Raw genomic sequence first — 19,217 nt, 5'->3', positions numbered from 1 at the left:
CGCAGTATTAGATTACTGTCTCTATCATACTACCGATTCGCCATACATAATGAAATTATTTTGACTAATTCAGGATGATTTTTGACCTCTATATTCCATAGGGGTGACACCGACGGAGTTTTTAAATATTTTAATAAAATAGCTCTGATTGTCGTAGCCCAGCATCTCGCAGATTTTGCCCACCGGATGGTTCGTTTGATCCAGAAGCTCCTTGGCTCGGTTCATCTTCATACGCGTGACGTATTCGATGAAGGTCTCCCCCGTTTCCTTCTTAAACAACCGGCTGAAATAGCTGCTGTTCAAAAACAGATGGTCGGCCACCTCCTCCAGGCTGATCCGTTTGTCCAAATGAAGCGAGACGTAATGACAGGCCTGAACGACCTCCGATCTTTTGCGCTGGTCACCGATGTCGACTGCGAGGGCAATCACGGATTGAAAATGCTCCACCAGCCACTGCTCAAGCTCAAACAGCGAGTCGATCTCCAATATTTCTTTATGAAGCACATCGACTTCATACGTCGATCGAAAGTACTGCAGGGATTGAAGCTTCAGCTTCAGATCCAGCAGCAGCTTCAGCACCCAGTCCTTTACCTTCTCCGGTTCAAAGGCATGCTCCTTTAAAAATTCCATCCAATGCCTGACCGTCGGAACGATCGTATCCGTATTTTTCTCAAGAATCATCTCCTTGAGCTCCGTGCTGGCTTGATCATACCAGGAGAACAGATCGATATTGCCCTGAGACAGCGTTTTTTTCTTGGCAATGCTGCCTTCTTCCATATAAAACCGCTGGACGGAGCTGGACCTGAGCTGAATCAGCGCCGCCTTGATCTCCTCCGGACTGTGGCTGACTTCTCCAATGATGAACGACATCGATATTTTCAAAAATTTGCGCAGTGCATCCTGAATCCCTTTCATTCTTATCGCCGCTTCATCGAACGGATTGACCTTCAATGTGGATTGGAACGGGAACAGGAAGAACGACTCCCTTGTCCCGTAGGCAAAATGGACGGCAGGCTGCGTCTCCCTCCCGCTCACTTCATCGATCACATTATCAATGGCGAACCGCAAAATATCGTCAGACATAAACCTCTGTTTGGCCGTACGGTATGCGTCAATATAGCCTATAATCGGCAGGCAGGCCATTCCCTTCAAGGAAAGCTCCAACGAACGGGCCTCCTCAAGCCAATCCTGGGGATCAAGAATCGGCTGCTGCAGGGTACGCCGTATGAACTTTTCCTTCAGCAGCTCCTTGTTGCGGTCTACCATATGCTGCAGCTGATGCTGATGCGTTTGTACCCGCTCCTCTTGATCGAGGCTGGTTTTGAACTGCTGCAGCAGCTTTTCGAGATCGGCAGGGTCCAGTGTATCCTTCAGTACATAATCCTGTACATTGAGCTTAACCGCCTGCTGGGCATAATAAAATTCATCATGGCAGGATAAAATAGCGACGCGGAGGTTGGGCTTGCGCTCCTTCAGCTTTCCGATCAATTCCAGACCGTTCATCTTAGGCATCCCGATGTCCGTAATCAAAATATCCGGCATTTCCTGCTCCGCCTGCTCCAAGGCCACCGCCCCATTCTCATAACAGCCCTGAAGCTTGAGACCAAACTCATCCCAAGCTATGGTCTCTGATAAAAATTCCAATACAGGGTAATCGTCATCCACAAGCATGACTTTGTACATTACTCTTTCGCCTCCAAGCTTGGAATGAACATCGTGATTCGGGTCCCTTTCCCCGGTTCGCTTTCCATCTTCATTTCAAACGCTTCGCCATACGTTATGCGCATACGTTCATAGACATTGGATAAGCCGATACTGGAAAAGCCCTTGTGCTTCTCCATTTCCATATGCCCTTGTTCCTTCGTTTGTCTGATTCTTTGCTGAAGCCTGTTCAATGTCATGGTGTCCATCCCCGCTCCGTTATCCTCTACATACACGATAAGTGTAGCATCCTCCATCCAGGCTTTTACTTTAATGATGCCGCCGGATTGGCTCAAGCCATGAATCAATGCATTCTCGATCAGCGGCTGAAGAAAAAATCTCGGCACCTTCTCCAGCAATGCGTTAGCGGATATATCCGTCTGGAGCAGCACCTTCTCCTTCTGGCGCATATTCATGAGCTGGGTATAATCCATAACGATTTCAACCTCTTCATGCAGGGAGATGAGTCCCTTATCCTGATTGATCGTCATCCGAAGCAGCTTGGACAAGGAACCGATCATCTCCGCACTTTCCTTATCCCCCTTGAACATCACCTTCATCCGAATCGAGTTCAGTACGTTGAACAGAAAATGCGGGTTGATCTGCGCCTGCAGCATGTCCAGCTCCGCTTTGCGCTTGCGCGCCTGGGTATCGGAGATCTCTTCTATCATTTCATTGATTCTGTCCAGCATCTGGTCGAATAAGTAGCCCAACCTTCCGATTTCGTCTCCTCCGCGAATTTGGGAACGGACATCCAGGTTCCCCTTTTGCACGCTTAGAGCCACCTTCCCTAAACCGACTAGAGGCTTGGTGAACGTTCTTAGCAAATATAGAAGCAGAAGCAAGAAAACGACAAATGAAATCAGCTGAAGCGTCAGCACATTGGTAAAGATGGATTTGATCTTATCGATGGCCGACTTATAAGGAGTCAGAGACACCAGCTTCCATCCCGTGAATAAGGGCTCCTGGGTCAGCAAGTAATCCTCCTTATCCCCGTTTACTATGTGAGAGGTGATTTGCTTGCTTGTCTGGTTAGTCATTGGAAAAGGAAACGGTTTGCCGATTTGGTTCACATCGTTGTGGGATATGATCACATTGTTGGCGTCAACAATCATAAATTCCTGGCTATCCGACAGCTTTTCAAAGTTTTGCTTCATCTGATTTTCCATGATGGTCACGATCACATAACCGTAGATTTGAAATCCTTCCTTCTGCCGTAATGTCCTTACGACCGACAGCTGATAAGGATTGGTTTCTTTCTCCGAAATAAATACGGTCGGGGATGCGCCTACCCAATACGAATTAAAGCCGTAAAGCTTATCCAGCTGAGAAAACCAAGGCTCTTTCGTCATATCAATTGGATTATAGTCATATACGGAATAACTTGAGTAATAAGCCCCGTTGGACAATATAATGGTGACGTAGCAATGTTCCCCGCCAATAGTAATGTTATCGATCGCATTTCTGATTTTGCTTTGGTCATTGAACTCCTCATATTCCGCATTAGGCCCGGTATACGAGATTCCGCTTGCTTTGCGCTTCATGATGGAGCTCAATTCCGAGTCATTCTGGATCATGTTCGCTACATTGAGCATGTATTTGAGCGAGTTGGTCACATAATTGTTAACCAGCTGCATCGATTCCTGCGAGTTGGAGATGGCCTGCTGCTTCACCGCATCCTGCGTTACATAATTGTATAGAATGAGAGAAAAGCAGCCGGGAATCAGGATGCAGATGATCGAGGTGAACATCAGCTTATAACGAAACGAGCGGGATGAAAACCATTGACGTATCTTTTTTCTCATATCGCAGTCACCCGCTCCTTCTTGAACGTTTTCGCGAATCTTATGTACAACGAACAAAAGAAGAGGTAGGCTTGGAGCCACCCCTCCTTTTCTTAATATGACCTTAATGCTTACTTTTTATTGGAAGCAATAATGCTATTTACCCGTTCTTGAGAAGCTTTAACCGTTGTATCGATATCCTGCTTGCCCAGGATCAACTTCTCGAATTCTTCGTTAACGGCTTTATATACCTCTGCTTGGTAAGATACAGGAGGCACAATCGCCGAAGATTTCGCATTGGTCAGAACGCTGATCAAGGAAGCTTTGTCTACTTTCTCAGGGTTCTTCGTGCCGCTAAGAATCGTATCGATAATTTTGCCAAGGTCTTCTTGCTTCACTTTGGACCAGGACGGTACGTTTTTACCCTGCACCAATTGGCCGTCTGTTGTTAACCAACGAATGAACTTGTAAGCTTCATCTTTATGCTTGGAAGCTGCTGCAACGGACATGTAGTCTGTAGTTACCGTAGCATAACCGCTAGGATCGCCAGGGTTGTTTTTAGGGAATGGAGCTACAGCAACGTTAAAGTTCAACGGAACTTGCTCCGTACCGCCCAACTCCGTATTCATCCAGCTGCCGGTTACGATCATAGCAGCTTTTTGATTAAAGAATTGCGTACGGTAATTCAATTTTTGGGAAAGCATGTCCGCATATGGAGTAGCGGATTTATCTTCTTTCTCCATTTTAACACGAATTTCTAGAGATTTCTTGAACAATGGGCTGTCCATGTTGGAAGTTCCGTCCGCTTTGATGAACTCCGGATTTTCCGCTTGGTTTTCCATTGCCAATTTGGCGTAATCCAGCCATCCGCCGTTTTGCGGGCCATGGAAGTAAGTACCGTACACTTTATTAGCGCCTTCACCTTGGGTCATTTTCTTAGCATAATCCATGAAATCATCCCAAGTCCAGTCGGTCGGAACCTTCAAGCCGGCTGCATCCAGCATGGTTTTGTTAAGAAGCACGTACCAAGGATTGAATTTGCCTGGCAAAGCGTAGTATTTACCGTTCAGCTTCGTGTCTACCTTGTACTCTTGATCGACTTTGTAGCCATCTTTAGTGATGTAATCGTCAAGCGGAGCTACCATGCCGAGAGCTACACGCTGCGCATAGCTGGCTGCGTCACTGAACATCAATACGTCCATATCTTCGCCTGATGCGGCTGCCAAGTCAAGCTTTTTCAAGGCTTCCTGGGTATCGCCTTTTTCACTCAACCCGATGACATTCACTTTAATACCCGGATTTTGCTCCTCATATGCAGCAATCGTTTTTTTCCAGTTGTAGTTAGCTTCCGTACCATACGTATAAAAACGCAGCTCCGTTGTTTTGCCTGCCGCGTCTCCGCCCTGAGCACCCTTCTGGTCTCCGGCGCCGCCTCCGCAGCCTGCCAATACGCCTAACGCCATGACGCTAGTCAATACGCCTGCGCCTACTTTTTTCTTATTCATCTTCTAAGTACCCTCCTCGTTGGAAACTGCCTGGTTGTTTGCATCAAGCTTACACAGTGATTGTACCAATTCCTGTAGGTCGAGCCATGCGCGAATTTTGACTTATTTACAATTTTTTTGACTTTTCTTGTCGAATTATCCCTTAACTCCGCCCATTGCGATACCTTCAATAACACTTTTTTGACCAATGATGAAAATAATCAGCAGCGGCACGATCGCCGATACAGCTGCAGCCATGATAAGGGAATAGAACTCACCGCTTAACGATGTGAACTTTTGCATGGCCAATTGAATCGTGAACAGCTTGTCCGTACGCAGGAAGATCAGAGCGTTCTGATAGTCGTTCCAGGTCCAGATAAAACGCAGGATCGCATACGTTGCAACAGCCGGGCGAACGAGCGGCAGAGCAATATTCCAGAAGATTTTCCAGTGGCCTGCACCGTCGATCTTGGCGGACTCAATAAAGTCATTATGAAGCCCCATGAAAAACTGACGCAGCATAAACGTTCCCAAGACGCTAAAGCTTCCGATAAGAATAAGTCCGATGTGATTATCAAACAATCCGATCCAACGGTACAAAATAAACTGCGGAACCAGAACGGCTTGCGATGGTACCATGTACGTAGTTAATACAATAAGGAATAGCCATTTGCTCGCTGCAAACTGCACTTTAGAGAACCCGTAGGCAGCCAAGGCCGATACGGTAACGGAGATCAGTGTAGTGACGACCGTAATCTTGATGGAGTTCCAATAATATAGATAGAACGGATATTGGCCGAACCAGACTTCTTTATAGTTATTGATAGCATTCCATTGCTTAGGAATCCAATCGATTGGGAAGTTAAATACATCGGATTCCATTTTGAAGGATGCGGAAAGCATCCAAATGAACGGCATTAGAAATAATATACTGATAGCGAACATGATAATTGTAAAAATCAATTTTTTGGGGCTAAACGGTTCCCTCATAGTATTCCCACCTTCTTTTCGTTCAGTTGCCTGTAGACGATTAGTAATTTACCCATTTTTTCTGGCCGATCCACTGCAGGAACGTGATAATCAATACGCAGAAGAACAATACCGTTGCCATAGAGGATGCGTACCCGATTTTCAAATTCGTAAATGCGGTGTCATACAAATACCAAACGATCATACTCGTGGATTGAATAGGTCCGCCTTGCGTCAAGACAGCGATCAAGTCAAACACCTTAAAGGTTGAAATGATACCGGTAATGAGCAGGAAGAATGTAGTAGGCGACAGCATAGGAACGGTGATGCTTTTGAACTTGACCCAGCCCGAAGCTCCGTCAATGTCGGCCGCTTCGTACAAATCCTTAGGGATCGATTGCAAGCCTGCAATGTAGACAATCAAGTTAAACCCGATGGAAATCCAAACGGAAATCATCATCACGGAAATAAGTGCATAGTTCGGATCGGCAATCCATTTGGGCGGATCCGAGATTCCGATCGACATCAGGAACTGGTTCACAGGACCGGAAGACGGGTGAAACAGAACTTGCCATACGATAGCGACAGCAACGACACTCGAAATATAAGGCATGAAGTAAGCGACTTTAAAGAAGCCCTTCCAATAAACCTTCTTGTCGATGATAATAGCGAGTACCAGCGATATGATTAAATAAATAGGAACCGTAAGCAAAAATATAGCGTTGTTGCGGAATGACTTCAGGAACGTCGTATCAGTAACGAGCTTCTGAAAATTATCCAGTCCCGCCCATTTAAACCCTTTGAAGCCCATGATAAAGTTCCAATCCGAAAAGCTCAGCACGAATGTTGCCAAAATCGGAAGCAGTACCAGGATCGTTACACCGATGAGCATTGGACTTACGAATAAAAATCCTGCTAGCGTTTCCCGATTCTGAAGACCTCTCTTGCGGCGTTTCGTTATTTGCTTATCTGCCGCTGCAGAAGGCGAATTTGTATTCATGATGCTATCACCTCAACTTCAATAATGTTGAATTTATTATAATCAATGCCTAGGCGATATATTTAACGCTATTTTGATTACCTTGTTGACGATTTTGACTTTTTGCGACAGGATTCGCGTTTTGCGGCTAAAAAAAACCGCGAGGTTCCCCTCACGGCCCAAATGCTTCCTATTAAGCCTTCGCAGGCTTTCTTGCATGAAAAACAGCGAACTCGTTGTATTTATAAACACAGTCCGCATCGGCGAAGCCGGCTTCCTGCAGCCACTTGATTTGCTCATGAACGGCGGCGTTCCGATCCAGCTTTCTTCGCTTGATGGCCGCCTCCACCGCATCTTGGGACAATCCATTGGAGCGAATCCAGCTCTCCCATTGGCCTTGGTATGCTTGCTCCATCCAGGGTGTCTCCCCTTTGGCCTGATCCGCGTTCACAAAAACACCGTTTGTTTCCAACAACCCAAACAATTTGCAGAATAACACCTGCTTCTCCGGATGAGTCAAGTGGTGAATCGATAAGGAAGAAACGACGACGTCATAGCTCCCTTCGAAAGGATATTGCGTATAATCGGCTGCAATGTATTCGACCCTGCTGTTACCGGCAAACCTCTGCCGCGCCAGCTCCAGCATCTTTTCGCTTACGTCGATCAACGTGACCTGGGCCTGCGGGAATTTCAGCAGCATCGCTGCCGTAAGAAGCCCCGTTCCAGCCCCGAGATCAAGGATGCGCGGTGCTTCCTTCGAGCTCTCTGTCCACCGCACCGCTGTTTCATAGAAATCGTCAAAGCAGGGAATCAATTTTCTTCGCTGCTGGTCGTACTCTCGTGCAGCCTCATTAAACTGCTGCCTAATGCTCTCATTCATCCTTATTCCTCCGATCTTTCGTTGTTACTCTCATTATAAAGGCAAACAGCTCGATTGTGAAAATATATAAATACTATAGATTTAATAGTTTATACCTATTATTATGATGTAAAAAAGGACCAGGTTCATCCAGAAAACGGGATGTCACTTGATCCAGTATGAATACTCAATTATTCCAGAAAAAAGGTTTGGAATAATAAATAGGCATTTAATACGGCAATAATACCGGTAACAATCCAAGACAACCATTTAACCCAACCGGCGTTTACAAACTCGCCCATCTTCTTCTTATCATTCGTAAACTTCACCAACGGTATAACAGCGAAGGATAGTTGAAGGGACAAAATAACCTGACTAAGGATCAGCAATTGAGCTGTACCCTTCTCCCCGGCTATTGCAGTCACGATGACGGCCGGGATAATGGCAATCAACCGGGTAATAAGCCGGCGGAGCCAACCGGGCAGCCGAATGTTCAAGAAGCCTTCCATAACGATCTGCCCCGCCAAAGTACCGGTTAACGTCGAGTTCTGCCCGGATGCGAGTAGAGCGACTCCGAACAGGATACTGCCAAGTGTTGTACCGAGTAATGGTGTCAGCAGCTGGTATGCATCCTCAATATCTGCAACCTCCGTCAAGCCGGCTCTATGGAAAGTAGCCGCGGATAAGATTAGAATCGCCGCATTAATGAATAAAGCGAAGAACAAGGCGATCGAAGAATCCCAGGTAGCATATTTAATCGCCTGGCGTTTCCCTTCCCGTGTCTGATCAAATTTACGGGTCTGGACAATCGAGGAATGCAGATATAAGTTATGAGGCATTACCGTAGCCCCTAATATACTAATGGCAATGTAGAGCATCATTGGGTTGCTGATGATTTCGGTTGTTGGAACGAAACCTTTGGCAATGCCGCCGATGTCGGGCTTGGACAGGAACATCTCCGTCAAGAAGCAGCCGCCGATAGTTACAATAAGGATAATAACCAGCGACTCAATGAACCGGAAGCCCTTATTCTGCAGCAGCAGGACGAGAATGACGTCGACCGCTGTAATCATGACCCCGTACAGCAGCGGAATGCCGAACAATAGCTTCAGAGCTATGGCCGATCCGATGACCTCCGCCAAATCACAGGCCGCGATCGCCAGTTCACAAAGGATCCATAGGGTAAAAGCTACCGGTTTATTATAATGATCCCGGCAAGCTTGAGCCAAATCTCTGCCGGTGACGATCCCCAGCTTGCCGGCCAGCGCTTGCAGAAGTATAGCCATTAGGTTGGAAATCAAAATCACCGAAAGCAAGGAATAGCCGAACATCGAACCGCCCGCAATGTCGGTAGCCCAGTTCCCCGGGTCCATATACCCTACGGCCACTAAATAGCCGGGTCCGACAAAAGCCAGAAACTTCTTGAGCCAGCTTCCTGTTTTCGGAATTTTCAACGAACGGTGGACTTCGGGCAGTGATGGACGCCCTCCCGGCAATCTCCATCCGTCGTTAGCGACATGCTTCATTTGCGCTTTCTCGTTCATGCAGTCTCACCTCTTTTATAGTAACGGCGTAATGCGCCAAGCTAACTTTTTTGTCCCAGGGCAACATTTAATGTGCGAAGTCCCCTATCTCTTTCTCAAGTATATGATGGTGCAAAATAAATGTTCCTATGATAGTGATTGTACTCGGTAAAATATTTTTGTCAAGGGAAACATTTTAAGTCTCCGGAAAGACAAACTGCTGTCCGGAGCGGACAGCAGTCATTTAACGGTATTCTATTTCCTATTGTTATTTCTGCAGCTTGCTCTTGGCCGCTTCCACCAGGAAGTCATACCATTCATCATTTTCCTCGAGCAAATCCTCGACAGCCAGAATATCCTCCTCACTGCCGGATTCCTTGGAGAAAAATAAACCGTAGCTCCATTCTTTGCCGTTCTTGCTGAACAGCGTGATCTCATAAGGCAGTTTATGATCTTGAACCTCAAACTCAACCTTCCCGACATACCCTTCTTCCTTGCTGTATGTCATCGATGCGGCCAATACGTTAATCAGCGGACTCACCCTTCCATTAATCGGTCATGCTTCAGAAATTATAAGGGATAAGCAGGCGGCATTTCAACAATTTCACTTATGCCCCTGGCTATATCCAGCCGACAGCGGAAGCTCATTTCTTCTTGTCAGCCCATTGCTTAGCCATCGTAAGCTCCTCATCGGTGACCGGCTTATCACCGTACCGCGCTTGCTCATATAAGTTCAGCAAGGCATCTGCTGAAGAAATCTCTTTACCGCTCCACTGCTCAACCTCCGAGCCCGTCTCCCTTGGCGTCAGGAAACTTTTGAACAAATATCCCCGCCTCATGGATTGCCAAAGCCAGTTCCGGTACAGGTATCGTATCCGCTGTTTATTATCCTGCAGATCCTCCCACTTTTCCCGCCCCGATCCGGCAAACATTCGCTTCCATCCCGATAACAGCTTGTCATTAAGGGCTTCCCAGTCCATTAAGCTTTCCACATCGTCCTCGTAGCCGATTTTGCTGGTTCGTTTCCCCTCGGAATGAAGCTTGCCTGCCAGCCAGCTTAACAAGAGTCTGAACAACCGGGGAACTCTCCGCAGTACAAGATATACGGCCAATAAGCAGCCTAGGACAACGAGGCCTCCCACGACGAAATACATGATTTTCTGAAGCCATACGAGCCATAAGGCAGGCTCTTCGCCGCCTGTCAAATTCATCGGCAGCTTCGGTGGCGCTTTAGGCGCTTCCGGAACAGACTGCTCCGTAGAACCGCTGAACAAGGCTTGCAGCCAATGAAGGGACTGATAAAGAAGCCACATGACGGCTTCTCCCAGCTGGCGGAACAGGACAACCACAAGAATAACCGCCAAGACCAGCATGACCAGCAGCCGATTTTGCCACATCATTTCCGCCGCAATAACAGGCTCTTTATCCCCCGACAGCGTCTCCTGCTTCATGTTCGATTCATTGGCAGCGAACAAGGTGATGATCAGGGAGACTAACCCTCCCCACAAAAGATAAGGCATATAAGGCTCGAACGACTCTACAAAATGCAGAACAACCGAGCTGATAAAGTATAAAATTAAGCCAAATACATAAAAATTGACTGGAAAATAGATATCCCAGGGGATCCACACAAGCCGGATTCCGCGATACACCGTGATGAAGCTGACAAGAAGCGATACGATAGCCACGTAGGAGCTTCCAAATAATCCATAGGAATACATCGCAGCCAAGCATACGGAAGCAATCAGCTGCAGATAGGCACGCCTCATAGGCAGAAGGTGATTCAGCATATAACCGGCTCCGTACCCCAAAGGAAGGGTTATGATCCACAGAAGCCTTAAGGATTCCGGAATCAAATAGACAGTAGCCGTAAGCAGCACAGGCAGAACAAGCAGCAGCTCAATACATCCCTTCAGCAGGATGGTTCCGGTACGAACGATCAGCCCTTGAGAATTCATGCCGGTTCCCCCTCCTGATCTGCCCTTCTGTGCTCTTGTTCCAGGAACAGAGTATCGACCGAATTTCCCTGATAGCGCAGCTGCTCGATGGGAGGCTGCATTTTGTCGCTAATGTAAGCGGACATAATGAGGATATCCTGATTGGCCGCCCCTTTGTCCGCCTCCTCCTCCAATAGCGTATCGAACGGGATGCTTCTGGCGACCACAATCCTGGCCATCGCTTCCAGCAGGAAGGTCATATGCTCGGTCCCGCCGCCTGCCTCCACTCTAACTGGATCCCTGGAATCCACGGAATGGGCATTGGTAGCGAATCCAACCTCCATCCCAAGATCAATGGCATGCTGAGCAAGCGCCGCGGCGATGGATAGCCCTTTTTCAAACATGGCTTCATCATTTACCTGGCTCCACATCTTCTCATGATCCTCTACGTTCAAATAGATCATCAGCCGATGGTCCGCCGTGTAGTCCCGCTGATGAACCTGCAGCCGGCCGCTTCGTGCCGTCGCCTTCCAGTTGATCCCGTTAAGCGGATCACCATAACGGTACTCCCTCGTTCCCGATATCATGAACGGATCTTCGACGATCCAGCGGCGGACGACCAGATCCCCTTGCCAGCTGTGAGACGGGAGCGTCAATTCGTCTAGCTGCGCCAGCTTGGGATAAACCAGCAGCTCTGCGTCCAGCGACAGCTTCAAGGTGTTGCGGTATAGTCCCACCAAATCGCCGTAAGTCAGCGAGGCAGTGTTCAATCGGTAGCATCCGCGCTTGCTGCAATAGATGCGATGCCGTCTTGTAATTTGCGTGAAGGGCATTAAGCTGAACAAGCTCTTGTGATTCTGGAACAAGGCGCCATTGTTAATATCCAGGTTGGCTTGACTGTAAAAATGCAGCCCAGCATGAATGAGGGATTCCAATCTAAGCCACGGCACCGGCAGGATATGACGATTGGCGATACGCTCGATCATTTCAGTTTCTTCGCCTTCAAAGCATCCCCTGGTACTGAAGTATCTTTCATAAGTCAGACCTCTATGTCCCAGCATTTTGAACAGAATAACCTGAAGGACCAGGATGGCGAGAGTAATGAAGAGCAGCCAATGAACGCTCATTCGTTGTTCACCAGCTCCGGTTCCGTTGGTACGGCAATCTCATGCAGAATGGAATCCATGATGGCTTCGGCCGTCTCATAGCGGGAACGGTGGGACCCTTTGACGATGATCCGATGAGCCAGAACCGGCTTGGCCATCCGCTTCAAATCGTCCGGTGTAACAAAATCCCTTCCTCTCAGCAGGGCATGAATCTGCGCCGCTTTCAGTAGCGCCTGGCTCCCGCGCGGGCTGACGCCGGTTACGACCTCGTTATGGGTTCGTGTTTTCTCAACGATAGCCAGCAAGTAGTTCAGCAGCTCGTCGCTCACAGCTACCTTGGAGTAATGCTGCTGCGCGGCGACAATCTCCTCCGCTTCGGCTACACTTGTAATAGCTTCCAGTGGGCTGCTGTCTTTAAAGCGCTTCAATATTTGCAACCCTTCCTCTGCCGACGGATAGCCCATCTTAACCTTGAACAAAAACCGGTCCAGCTGGGCCTCCGGCAGCGGAAACGTACCCTGATTTTCAACGGGATTCTGCGTTGCGATAACCAGGAAGGGAGCCTCCAGCGCTCTTGTCTCGCCGTCAATGCTGACCTGCCTTTCTTCCATACATTCCAGCAGGCTGGACTGCGTTCTTGGTGTCGCCCGGTTGATTTCATCAGCCAGCAAAATATTCGTAAATAACGGGCCTGGCCGAAATTCGAATTCCCCCTGCTTTTGATTGAAATAATTAATACCGCTAAGGTCAGAGGGCAGCAAATCCGGGGTGAATTGTATGCGCTTAAAATGGCAGTTTAAGGATTTGGCCATCGCTTTAGCCAGCAGTGTTTTCCCGGTACCGGGGACATCCTCGAGAAGAATATGACCTGATGCAATGATGGCAATAAGCAGCTTCTCGATGACATCCTCTTTTCCTACAATCACTTGGTTGACGTTAGCTCTTATATTTTGAGCCATCGCCTGAATTTGTGTTAACTGCATGACGGCATCCTCCTACTATAACTTGTCGGCATGGAACCTTTTTCAAGATAACTCTACCATATTAGAAGCAGGTTGGATATTCACATTCAGCAAAAAGTTTGCGGTCACCGTCTTGTTAGTGCTTGAAGCAAGGGTCAGACGCCACAATACAAAAAAAAGCAGCCCGAATAGCGTGCTGAACGCACGTCAATCGGGCTTACGAAATTAATGAGCGGTTGGAAACACCCGGCGAACCATCTCGGCAAATTCCTGGACGAAGCCGGATACCGGTCTTCCAGCGCCTACGTCTGCTGCATAGTTATTGACACGTTGGACGAAGTCGGGGTTGGTCGATACATACACATTGTGGATATTCGGATCAGTGGATTTGACTTGTTGAGAGATTTGATTCTCTACATCCCGTGATAACGGGCCGTTGCGATCCTTCATCATCGCCGCTACATAAGCATTATGCCGGGAGACAAGCACCGTAGCGCTGCTTACGCTAGGAATTTGGGAAATCCTTTGAGCCGCTTGATGCGCAATGTTGATGTGCTCTCCAGCAGCTGGTGACGGTGCAGAAGATGCAGATGGAGATGGAGACGAAGCTGGTGACGGCGACGGACTGGCCGCTTGCTGATGTACCGTATTGTTGGTGTGGGTGTTCGGTGCAGGCTGCGCTGTTTTTTTGTTGCAACCTGCCATGACGCCTACTACCAAGCAAGCAGACATAAGGCAGATCATTTTCTTGGTTTTGCTGTGTGGCATGAAGTCATCCCCCTTCTAGATAATCAATGGTTAGTATGGTTAATCATGTCCGGTTTCATGCGCGGCTCCAATCCCGTCGGACTACCCTTCACTCCAATTCTGTTTTATACTAAGCTTCATAAGCATTTGGTTTCTTTTGCTAAATGAGCTGTGGTTGAATCAGTGAGTTCAATGAATTGAAATGGAGGTACACGGCTATGAACATCTTGAAAATCAAAGACCGTCAGGAATTGGACAAACGCGTGCCCTCTATGCCTTGGTATGTAGAGAAGTTCATTAATTACAAGCTGCCTGACCTGTCCCCTTCTTCTTTGCTGGAATATGTGCGGGACTACGAAACGTTCTTCTCCTGGCTATTGGCGGAAGGATTGGCGGAGGGAGCCTCCATCAAAGAGGTTCCGTTGGAAGCGCTGGAAAAGCTTCATATGGAAAGCATCGATAACTTTCGCATGTTTCTTTCCACGCGGACCGAAAATACAAACAGCAAAACAACGATATCCCGAAAGCTGTCCTCGCTCAGGTCGTTATTTCACTACTTGAGTCAAATTGCAGAGGATGAGAATTTCTACCCCCTCTTAAAGCGGAACGTAATGGCCAAAGTTGAGATCAAGCGCACGCATAAGCCCAAGGATACCGCGGCTAAGCTTGAAGGGAAATTGCTTCAGGAAGAGGAAATTCACGAATTCATCGCCTATGTACATAGCGGTTATGAGCAGGACATAGCCAGTAATAAGCAGGCTCTTTACTCGTACCGGCAAAACAAGGTTCGCGATGCCTGTATCGTGACGCTAATATTGAATTCAGGCTTGCGGGTGTCTGAAGTGGTGAATTTGAACGTGGATGACATTGATTTAAAGAAAAAGGTAACGCATGTATACCGTAAAGGTAAAAATGACGATACCTTCAAAACCCCCGTTTATTTCCGTCAAGAAGCTATCGATGATCTGACGGCTTATTTAGAGCTGCGGCAAACGCAATATAAAGCCCCGAAAAAAGAAAAAGCCCTCTTCTTAGCCATAGCCAACGGCAAAAAAGAAGGCGAGCGCATGACCAAACGGGCGATTCAAGCGATGATCATCAAATATGCCAAGCATTTCGGCAAGCCGTATTTATCCGTACATAAGCTACGCCATTCCTTTGCGACAGATTATTATTTGCAAAATGATCTATACAAAACCCAAGAGCAGCTGGGTCATGCATCGCCTGAAACGACGCAAATTTACGCGCATCTGACCGATAAAACAATGGCCGAGGCAATCGATATGCGCAGAGCTGAATCGTAAGCCGTCTGAGTGGTTCAGGTCTGTGGGGAACCCCACGAAATTCCATATTGTCAAAAAAGAGCAGCTATCCTTATGAGGATGCTGCTCTTCCCTGTTATTCCGCCGCCTGCTGATTCACAGGCTCCTTCTCTTGGTAGCTTCCGCCGCCAGCTGGCTTCCAACCGGAGGCTGACCTGCTGCCACGAGGAGTCCGGATATCATACTCCAGCATTTTTCCGGCGCCCAGCGCCGTGCATTCCTGCGGACGGTCCGCCAGATGAATCGGGATGCCTGTTTCCTTCTGCAATCGGGATGCCAATCCCTTGAGCAGCGATCCGCCCCCGCACAAAATAATGCCTTGCTCGATAACATCCCCCGCAAGCTCTGGAGGGCAATCCTCCAAGGTACCGCGTATCGTGTCTACCATAATTCCGATGAAGCTGTCGAGCAGCCTATAAATTTCCATTGCGGTAATCGTAACCGTCTTAGGCAGGCCCTCGATCAGATCTCTGCCCCGGATATCCATCTGCTCGCCCGCTTCCGATTTCTCCACGCTGCCTAAGCGAATCTTGATATCCTCCGCCGTACGTTCACCGATCTCCAGATTATAGGTTTTCTTTACATATTCAATAATATCTCTGTCGATGGATAAACCGCCGCGGCGCGTGACTCTGCTAGAGACAATGCCGCCTAAGGAAAGAATAGCAACCTGAGCGGTGCCGCCTCCAATATTCAGAATCATATTCCCCATCGGCTCATCTACCGGAAGACCCGCTCCCAAAGCCGCTGCGAGCGGCTCTTCTATTGTAATGGCTCTATTGGAGCCTTTATGAACAACCGTTTCCTCGACCGCTCTTTTTTGAACGCTGGTGATGCCGCAAGGAATCGAAATAAAGACCTTGGATTTGCGCAGCCAGGTGCGTGCCTGGATTTTTTTCATAAAATGCTGAAGCATTGCTGTAGACCAATTGTAATTGGAAATGACCCCTTCCTGCAGAGGGTAGATAATTTCAAGACTTCCCGGCGCACGTCCGATCATGGCTTGAGCCTCAGCCCCGAAAGCCTGAATTTCTCCTGTAGCCTGCTTCACCGCAATGACGGACGGCTCCTGTAGTACGATTCCTTTTCCATGCTGATATATCACAGTATTCGATGTTCCCAAATCGATACCGAATTGAAGCTCCAATGCATTAAACATGATGTATCCTCCGTTTCAAACAGGTTAATCGAAGCGTAGGATTCAGAAATCCCCACTGTATGTACTGCGGATCTTTGCGGTCATGGAGATCAATGGCTTAAAAAATGATATTTACCGTAATTACCGCTTGCGCTCCGAGTGTTATACTCTTCGTCCGGCGTGTCGATCTTTCGGGGGTTTTTTTGTGGTATTTATTTACATACACACCCTTTCCAGAGGAACATTGACGAATTTTTGCTTTAAGCCCCATGAAAATGTCGATTCTTCCCGAATCATATAAGGTGGCGACAATAATACATAAGCCGTAACCAAACTACAACGGAGGTGCAAGTCCATGGGCAACGCCAAAAGACTGCTGCAGCGCCGGCTGGATCAATGGAAAAATGCGGCAACACAATTTATTGCCGGGCCGGAAGAAGTTGAAGAAGAGCCATCCCTGGAGCTAGACCCGGAATTATTAGCCAAGTGCCGGCAAATGGCCGATGCACAGCAAGTTACCGTCAGTGAAATCGTAAATCAGATCGTTGAGCAGTATTGGACCTTGAAAAGCAACGAGCTCCTCGTTCCTATATCCCGTGAACAGCTGGCTCGCAATCCCCTTCTTTATCTGGACGGCTTGTCGGAGCGCAGCATCAATCTGTATGGAGATACCCAATATGAACAACATTGAACAGACCCATCTTGCCCAGGCGGTATATGTTGACCAGACGGCATTCATGTCCTTTATGAATCCTCAGGACCCTTATTATTCCAAAGCTCGCACCTTGTTTCTGGACTTGGACGATATGGACCGAACACTGATAACAACCAACTATGTGCTATTCGATACCCATCAATGGCTTAGAAACCAATTCGGGTTTCAACAAGCGCAATTTTTTCTTGAAACAGTAGAGCAAGCCGTGCAAAAAGGAGTCTTAACCGTGATTTCCGGCTGCTCCGAATTTGAGCAGGAATCCAAACGGCTGCTGGTGGATTGCCCCGATCTGCAGCTGTCCCTGAACGAAGCGGTCACCGCTGTCGTCATGATTACTTACCAGATTAAACGTATCTTCACGTTTAACCCGAGCTATGCCTTTCTGCCCAAGCTGGACTCATCGATCAAGGTGATGCCAAGCGTATGGTAAGATGCTTTCATGAAGAAAGAGCCTGATGCCGAGGACTCGGCAATCGGGCTCTTTTATCTTAAACATAGAAAACTTAACGTCCCTCCCCCCCTTTGGTACAATAGATCCCAAATCGTTTCGAACACCAAACCCCCCCTTCTCTCTCCCTAGGGACATGAAATAGGATTTAGGGTCGTATCTGTTGTCCGCATATGTCCATTTCCCAGCTAGAAAGTAATGCATAAAATAACTGAAGACTTTTTTAAGGCGGTGGTGCTATGGATTGGGAGTCTCATAACACCCGATTCATTGTGGAACAGGCTCCTGAATTACGCATAATCTCATGACGAAGGGGCCGTAGTCTAGGCATCGCCGATTCGCATATGATTATGGAAAAGTTGAATACTTGCTCAAATGCATAATATGAGGAGGGATAAATATTGAATGAATTTCCCAACACATTTTGCGAACATACTAAAGATTGGTTTATTGAAAACCAACTGCAACACCTTTATAAAGTCATTTATCCCGGCGAAAGCGTTCATTTTCAAATCCCAAAAGGGGTGGACCCTCCACGATGGGGCACGGAGCTGTTCTTTAAGGAAGCCTTTGTAGCTCAAATACCGAAGGGACGAGTAGTTACGTCAAATTGTTATGCTGTTACCCCCGATAATCTGCGAATGCGTGATACAGAGTTGAACTATCCATTCGACTTTACTACTCTGCCTCAAGCGGAGTATACGGCAGAGACGGTCGCCACGCTGATCTTCGGATATAATTTACCTGAGATTAATTTCTTTACCCATGGCATATATGGGCATTGGTTCTTCGATATTTTGCCGCGAATTCACTTGCTGGAGCAAAGCGGAATCTTAATCGATAAGTATTTAATCGGAAAGCTCCATCACCCCTTTCAATACGAGTCATTAAAGATGCTTGGATTCCCTATGGATAAATTAATTCAAGTAGAAAAACGTGATTTTCATCTGCAGGCCGATAATTTAATCGTTCCTGCCGTACCTTTTATGCTTGGGGGGACTCCAAGCTGGGCCTTTCGTTATATCCGTCAGCAATTTAAAGAACATACTCCTGTTGAGAAGATGCCCGGATTTGAGAAAATATATATCACTCGGCGTGATGCAAAGTACCGGTTTGTTGCCAATGAAGACGAAGTCATGGGCTTCTTAAGCACAAAAGGATTTAAGCAAATTGTTCTAACACCTATGTCCACTCGTGAGAAAATCTCCCTTTTTTCCTCTGCTCAGGTTATTGTATCTCCGTTCGGAAGCGGGAACGCAAACATTGTGTTTTGTAATCCCGGCACGAAATTAATTGAACTTTCACTCCAGCAGGTAGTTGATCCTTACTTTTGGATATTAAGCAATCACGGTAAACTTGAGTACTATGAGCTGATATGTGATATAGAGCAACCTCCGAAGCCAACAGCAGCGGGGGATAACATTATTGTTGATATTGAAAAGCTAAAGCAAGTCTTAGAACTAGCCGGTATTTAGGCCTTATTCTATGAACTGCTCAAAGATCCCCTTTCGCTTTAACGAAAAGGGGATTTTTGCTTTTTACG

The 19,217-nt window shown here is 47.4% G+C and carries 17 protein-coding genes; 4 read left to right on the top strand and 13 right to left on the bottom strand.

The features are described from left to right. Positions 1–69: 69 nt before the first annotated feature. The 12 genes from B1728_RS06195 to B1728_RS06140 form a co-directional block, all read right to left on the bottom strand. Positions 70–1,683 carry a response regulator transcription factor gene (locus B1728_RS06195; protein ID WP_079909309.1) on the bottom strand — a complete coding sequence of 538 codons (1,614 nt, stop codon included), beginning with the start codon at positions 1,681–1,683 and terminating at the stop codon, positions 70–72. Further along, complete coding sequence (locus B1728_RS06190; RefSeq protein WP_256865255.1) at positions 1,683–3,506, bottom strand: cache domain-containing sensor histidine kinase; 1,824 nt, start codon at positions 3,504–3,506, stop codon at positions 1,683–1,685. Before B1728_RS06190 ends, B1728_RS06195 begins: the two co-directional genes overlap by 1 nt. A 110-nt stretch (positions 3,507–3,616) precedes the next feature. After that, positions 3,617–4,990, bottom strand: a complete 1,374-nt coding sequence (locus B1728_RS06185; protein WP_079909308.1) for an ABC transporter substrate-binding protein — start codon at positions 4,988–4,990, stop codon at positions 3,617–3,619. A 135-nt stretch (positions 4,991–5,125) separates the two neighbouring features. Next, positions 5,126–5,959 carry a carbohydrate ABC transporter permease gene (locus tag B1728_RS06180; protein WP_079909307.1) on the bottom strand — a complete coding sequence of 278 codons (834 nt, stop codon included), beginning with the start codon at positions 5,957–5,959 and terminating at the stop codon, positions 5,126–5,128. Between the two features lie 40 nt (positions 5,960–5,999). Continuing rightward, positions 6,000–6,938, bottom strand: coding sequence for a carbohydrate ABC transporter permease (locus B1728_RS06175; RefSeq protein ID WP_079909306.1), 939 nt, complete (start codon positions 6,936–6,938; stop codon positions 6,000–6,002). A gap of 172 nt (positions 6,939–7,110) precedes the next feature. Continuing rightward, entirely contained in the window at positions 7,111–7,797 is a 687-nt protein-coding gene (locus tag B1728_RS06170) for a class I SAM-dependent methyltransferase (RefSeq protein WP_079909305.1), read from the bottom strand. Between the two features lie 170 nt (positions 7,798–7,967). Beyond that, positions 7,968–9,302: an Nramp family divalent metal transporter gene (locus tag B1728_RS06165; RefSeq protein ID WP_144027800.1), complete on the bottom strand. Its 1,335-nt coding sequence runs from the start codon at positions 9,300–9,302 to the stop codon at positions 7,968–7,970. A gap of 265 nt (positions 9,303–9,567) precedes the next feature. Next, a complete protein-coding gene (locus B1728_RS06160; protein ID WP_306293512.1) occupies positions 9,568–9,840 on the bottom strand; it encodes a hypothetical protein in 273 nt (90 codons plus the stop codon). A gap of 103 nt (positions 9,841–9,943) precedes the next feature. Next, positions 9,944–11,257, bottom strand: a complete 1,314-nt coding sequence (locus B1728_RS06155) for a DUF4129 domain-containing protein (protein ID WP_079909303.1) — start codon at positions 11,255–11,257, stop codon at positions 9,944–9,946. After that, positions 11,254–12,363: a DUF58 domain-containing protein gene (locus B1728_RS06150; protein WP_079909302.1), complete on the bottom strand. Its 1,110-nt coding sequence runs from the start codon at positions 12,361–12,363 to the stop codon at positions 11,254–11,256. The genes B1728_RS06155 and B1728_RS06150 overlap by 4 nt, the downstream gene beginning before the upstream one ends. Continuing rightward, positions 12,360–13,325, bottom strand: coding sequence for an AAA family ATPase (locus B1728_RS06145; protein ID WP_079909301.1), 966 nt, complete (start codon positions 13,323–13,325; stop codon positions 12,360–12,362). Before B1728_RS06145 ends, B1728_RS06150 begins: the two co-directional genes overlap by 4 nt. A 204-nt stretch (positions 13,326–13,529) precedes the next feature. Next, a complete protein-coding gene (locus tag B1728_RS06140) occupies positions 13,530–14,072 on the bottom strand; it encodes a YhcN/YlaJ family sporulation lipoprotein (RefSeq protein WP_079909300.1) in 543 nt (180 codons plus the stop codon). Between the two features lie 197 nt (positions 14,073–14,269). On the opposite strand from B1728_RS06140, the gene xerS reads away from it, so the two are divergent. Then, positions 14,270–15,355 (top strand): tyrosine recombinase XerS, encoded by a 1,086-nt coding sequence (gene xerS / locus B1728_RS06135; RefSeq protein ID WP_079909299.1) that lies wholly within the window; start codon positions 14,270–14,272, stop codon positions 15,353–15,355. A 94-nt stretch (positions 15,356–15,449) separates the two neighbouring features. On the opposite strand, the gene mreB is transcribed toward xerS, so the two are convergent. Then, positions 15,450–16,532 (bottom strand): rod shape-determining protein, encoded by a 1,083-nt coding sequence (mreB, locus tag B1728_RS06130; protein WP_079909298.1) that lies wholly within the window; start codon positions 16,530–16,532, stop codon positions 15,450–15,452. Positions 16,533–16,866: 334 nt separating this feature from the next. On the opposite strand from mreB, the gene B1728_RS06125 reads away from it, so the two are divergent. From B1728_RS06125 to B1728_RS06115, 3 genes are all read left to right on the top strand, one after another. Next, entirely contained in the window at positions 16,867–17,202 is a 336-nt protein-coding gene (locus B1728_RS06125) for a hypothetical protein (RefSeq protein ID WP_079909297.1), read from the top strand. Continuing rightward, positions 17,189–17,656 carry a hypothetical protein gene (locus tag B1728_RS06120; RefSeq protein WP_079909296.1) on the top strand — a complete coding sequence of 156 codons (468 nt, stop codon included), beginning with the start codon at positions 17,189–17,191 and terminating at the stop codon, positions 17,654–17,656. The genes B1728_RS06125 and B1728_RS06120 overlap by 14 nt, the downstream gene beginning before the upstream one ends. 419 nt (positions 17,657–18,075) lie before the next feature. Beyond that, complete coding sequence (locus B1728_RS06115; protein ID WP_079909295.1) at positions 18,076–19,149, top strand: glycosyltransferase family 61 protein; 1,074 nt, start codon at positions 18,076–18,078, stop codon at positions 19,147–19,149. The last annotated feature ends 68 nt before the right edge of the window (positions 19,150–19,217 follow it).

Origin of the sequence: Paenibacillus sp. 32352 (assembly GCF_002042965.1) — a bacterium.
Classification (GTDB): Bacteria; Bacillota; Bacilli; order Paenibacillales; family NBRC-103111; genus Paenibacillus_S; species Paenibacillus_S vulneris.
Note: the sequence above shows the minus strand (reverse complement) of the source record. Positions and strands in the feature narration are given on the sequence as shown.

What these genes read in the sequence shown, in the direction of transcription:
- B1728_RS06195 (WP_079909309.1), bottom strand. Translation starts at nt 1,683, where the DNA reads ATGTACAAAGTCATGCTTGTGGATGACGATTACCCTGTATTGGAATTT.
- B1728_RS06190 (WP_256865255.1), bottom strand. Translation starts at nt 3,506, where the DNA reads ATGAGAAAAAAGATACGTCAATGGTTTTCATCCCGCTCGTTTCGTTAT.
- B1728_RS06185 (WP_079909308.1), bottom strand. Translation starts at nt 4,990, where the DNA reads ATGAATAAGAAAAAAGTAGGCGCAGGCGTATTGACTAGCGTCATGGCG.
- B1728_RS06180 (WP_079909307.1), bottom strand. Translation starts at nt 5,959, where the DNA reads ATGAGGGAACCGTTTAGCCCCAAAAAATTGATTTTTACAATTATCATG.
- B1728_RS06175 (WP_079909306.1), bottom strand. Translation starts at nt 6,938, where the DNA reads ATGAATACAAATTCGCCTTCTGCAGCGGCAGATAAGCAAATAACGAAA.
- B1728_RS06170 (WP_079909305.1), bottom strand. Translation starts at nt 7,797, where the DNA reads ATGAATGAGAGCATTAGGCAGCAGTTTAATGAGGCTGCACGAGAGTAC.
- B1728_RS06165 (WP_144027800.1), bottom strand. Translation starts at nt 9,302, where the DNA reads ATGAAGCATGTCGCTAACGACGGATGGAGATTGCCGGGAGGGCGTCCA.
- B1728_RS06155 (WP_079909303.1), bottom strand. Translation starts at nt 11,257, where the DNA reads ATGAATTCTCAAGGGCTGATCGTTCGTACCGGAACCATCCTGCTGAAG.
- B1728_RS06150 (WP_079909302.1), bottom strand. Translation starts at nt 12,363, where the DNA reads ATGAGCGTTCATTGGCTGCTCTTCATTACTCTCGCCATCCTGGTCCTT.
- B1728_RS06145 (WP_079909301.1), bottom strand. Translation starts at nt 13,325, where the DNA reads ATGCAGTTAACACAAATTCAGGCGATGGCTCAAAATATAAGAGCTAAC.
- B1728_RS06140 (WP_079909300.1), bottom strand. Translation starts at nt 14,072, where the DNA reads ATGCCACACAGCAAAACCAAGAAAATGATCTGCCTTATGTCTGCTTGC.
- xerS (WP_079909299.1), top strand. Translation starts at nt 14,270, where the DNA reads ATGAACATCTTGAAAATCAAAGACCGTCAGGAATTGGACAAACGCGTG.
- mreB (WP_079909298.1), bottom strand. Translation starts at nt 16,532, where the DNA reads ATGTTTAATGCATTGGAGCTTCAATTCGGTATCGATTTGGGAACATCG.
- B1728_RS06125 (WP_079909297.1), top strand. Translation starts at nt 16,867, where the DNA reads ATGGGCAACGCCAAAAGACTGCTGCAGCGCCGGCTGGATCAATGGAAA.
- B1728_RS06120 (WP_079909296.1), top strand. Translation starts at nt 17,189, where the DNA reads ATGAACAACATTGAACAGACCCATCTTGCCCAGGCGGTATATGTTGAC.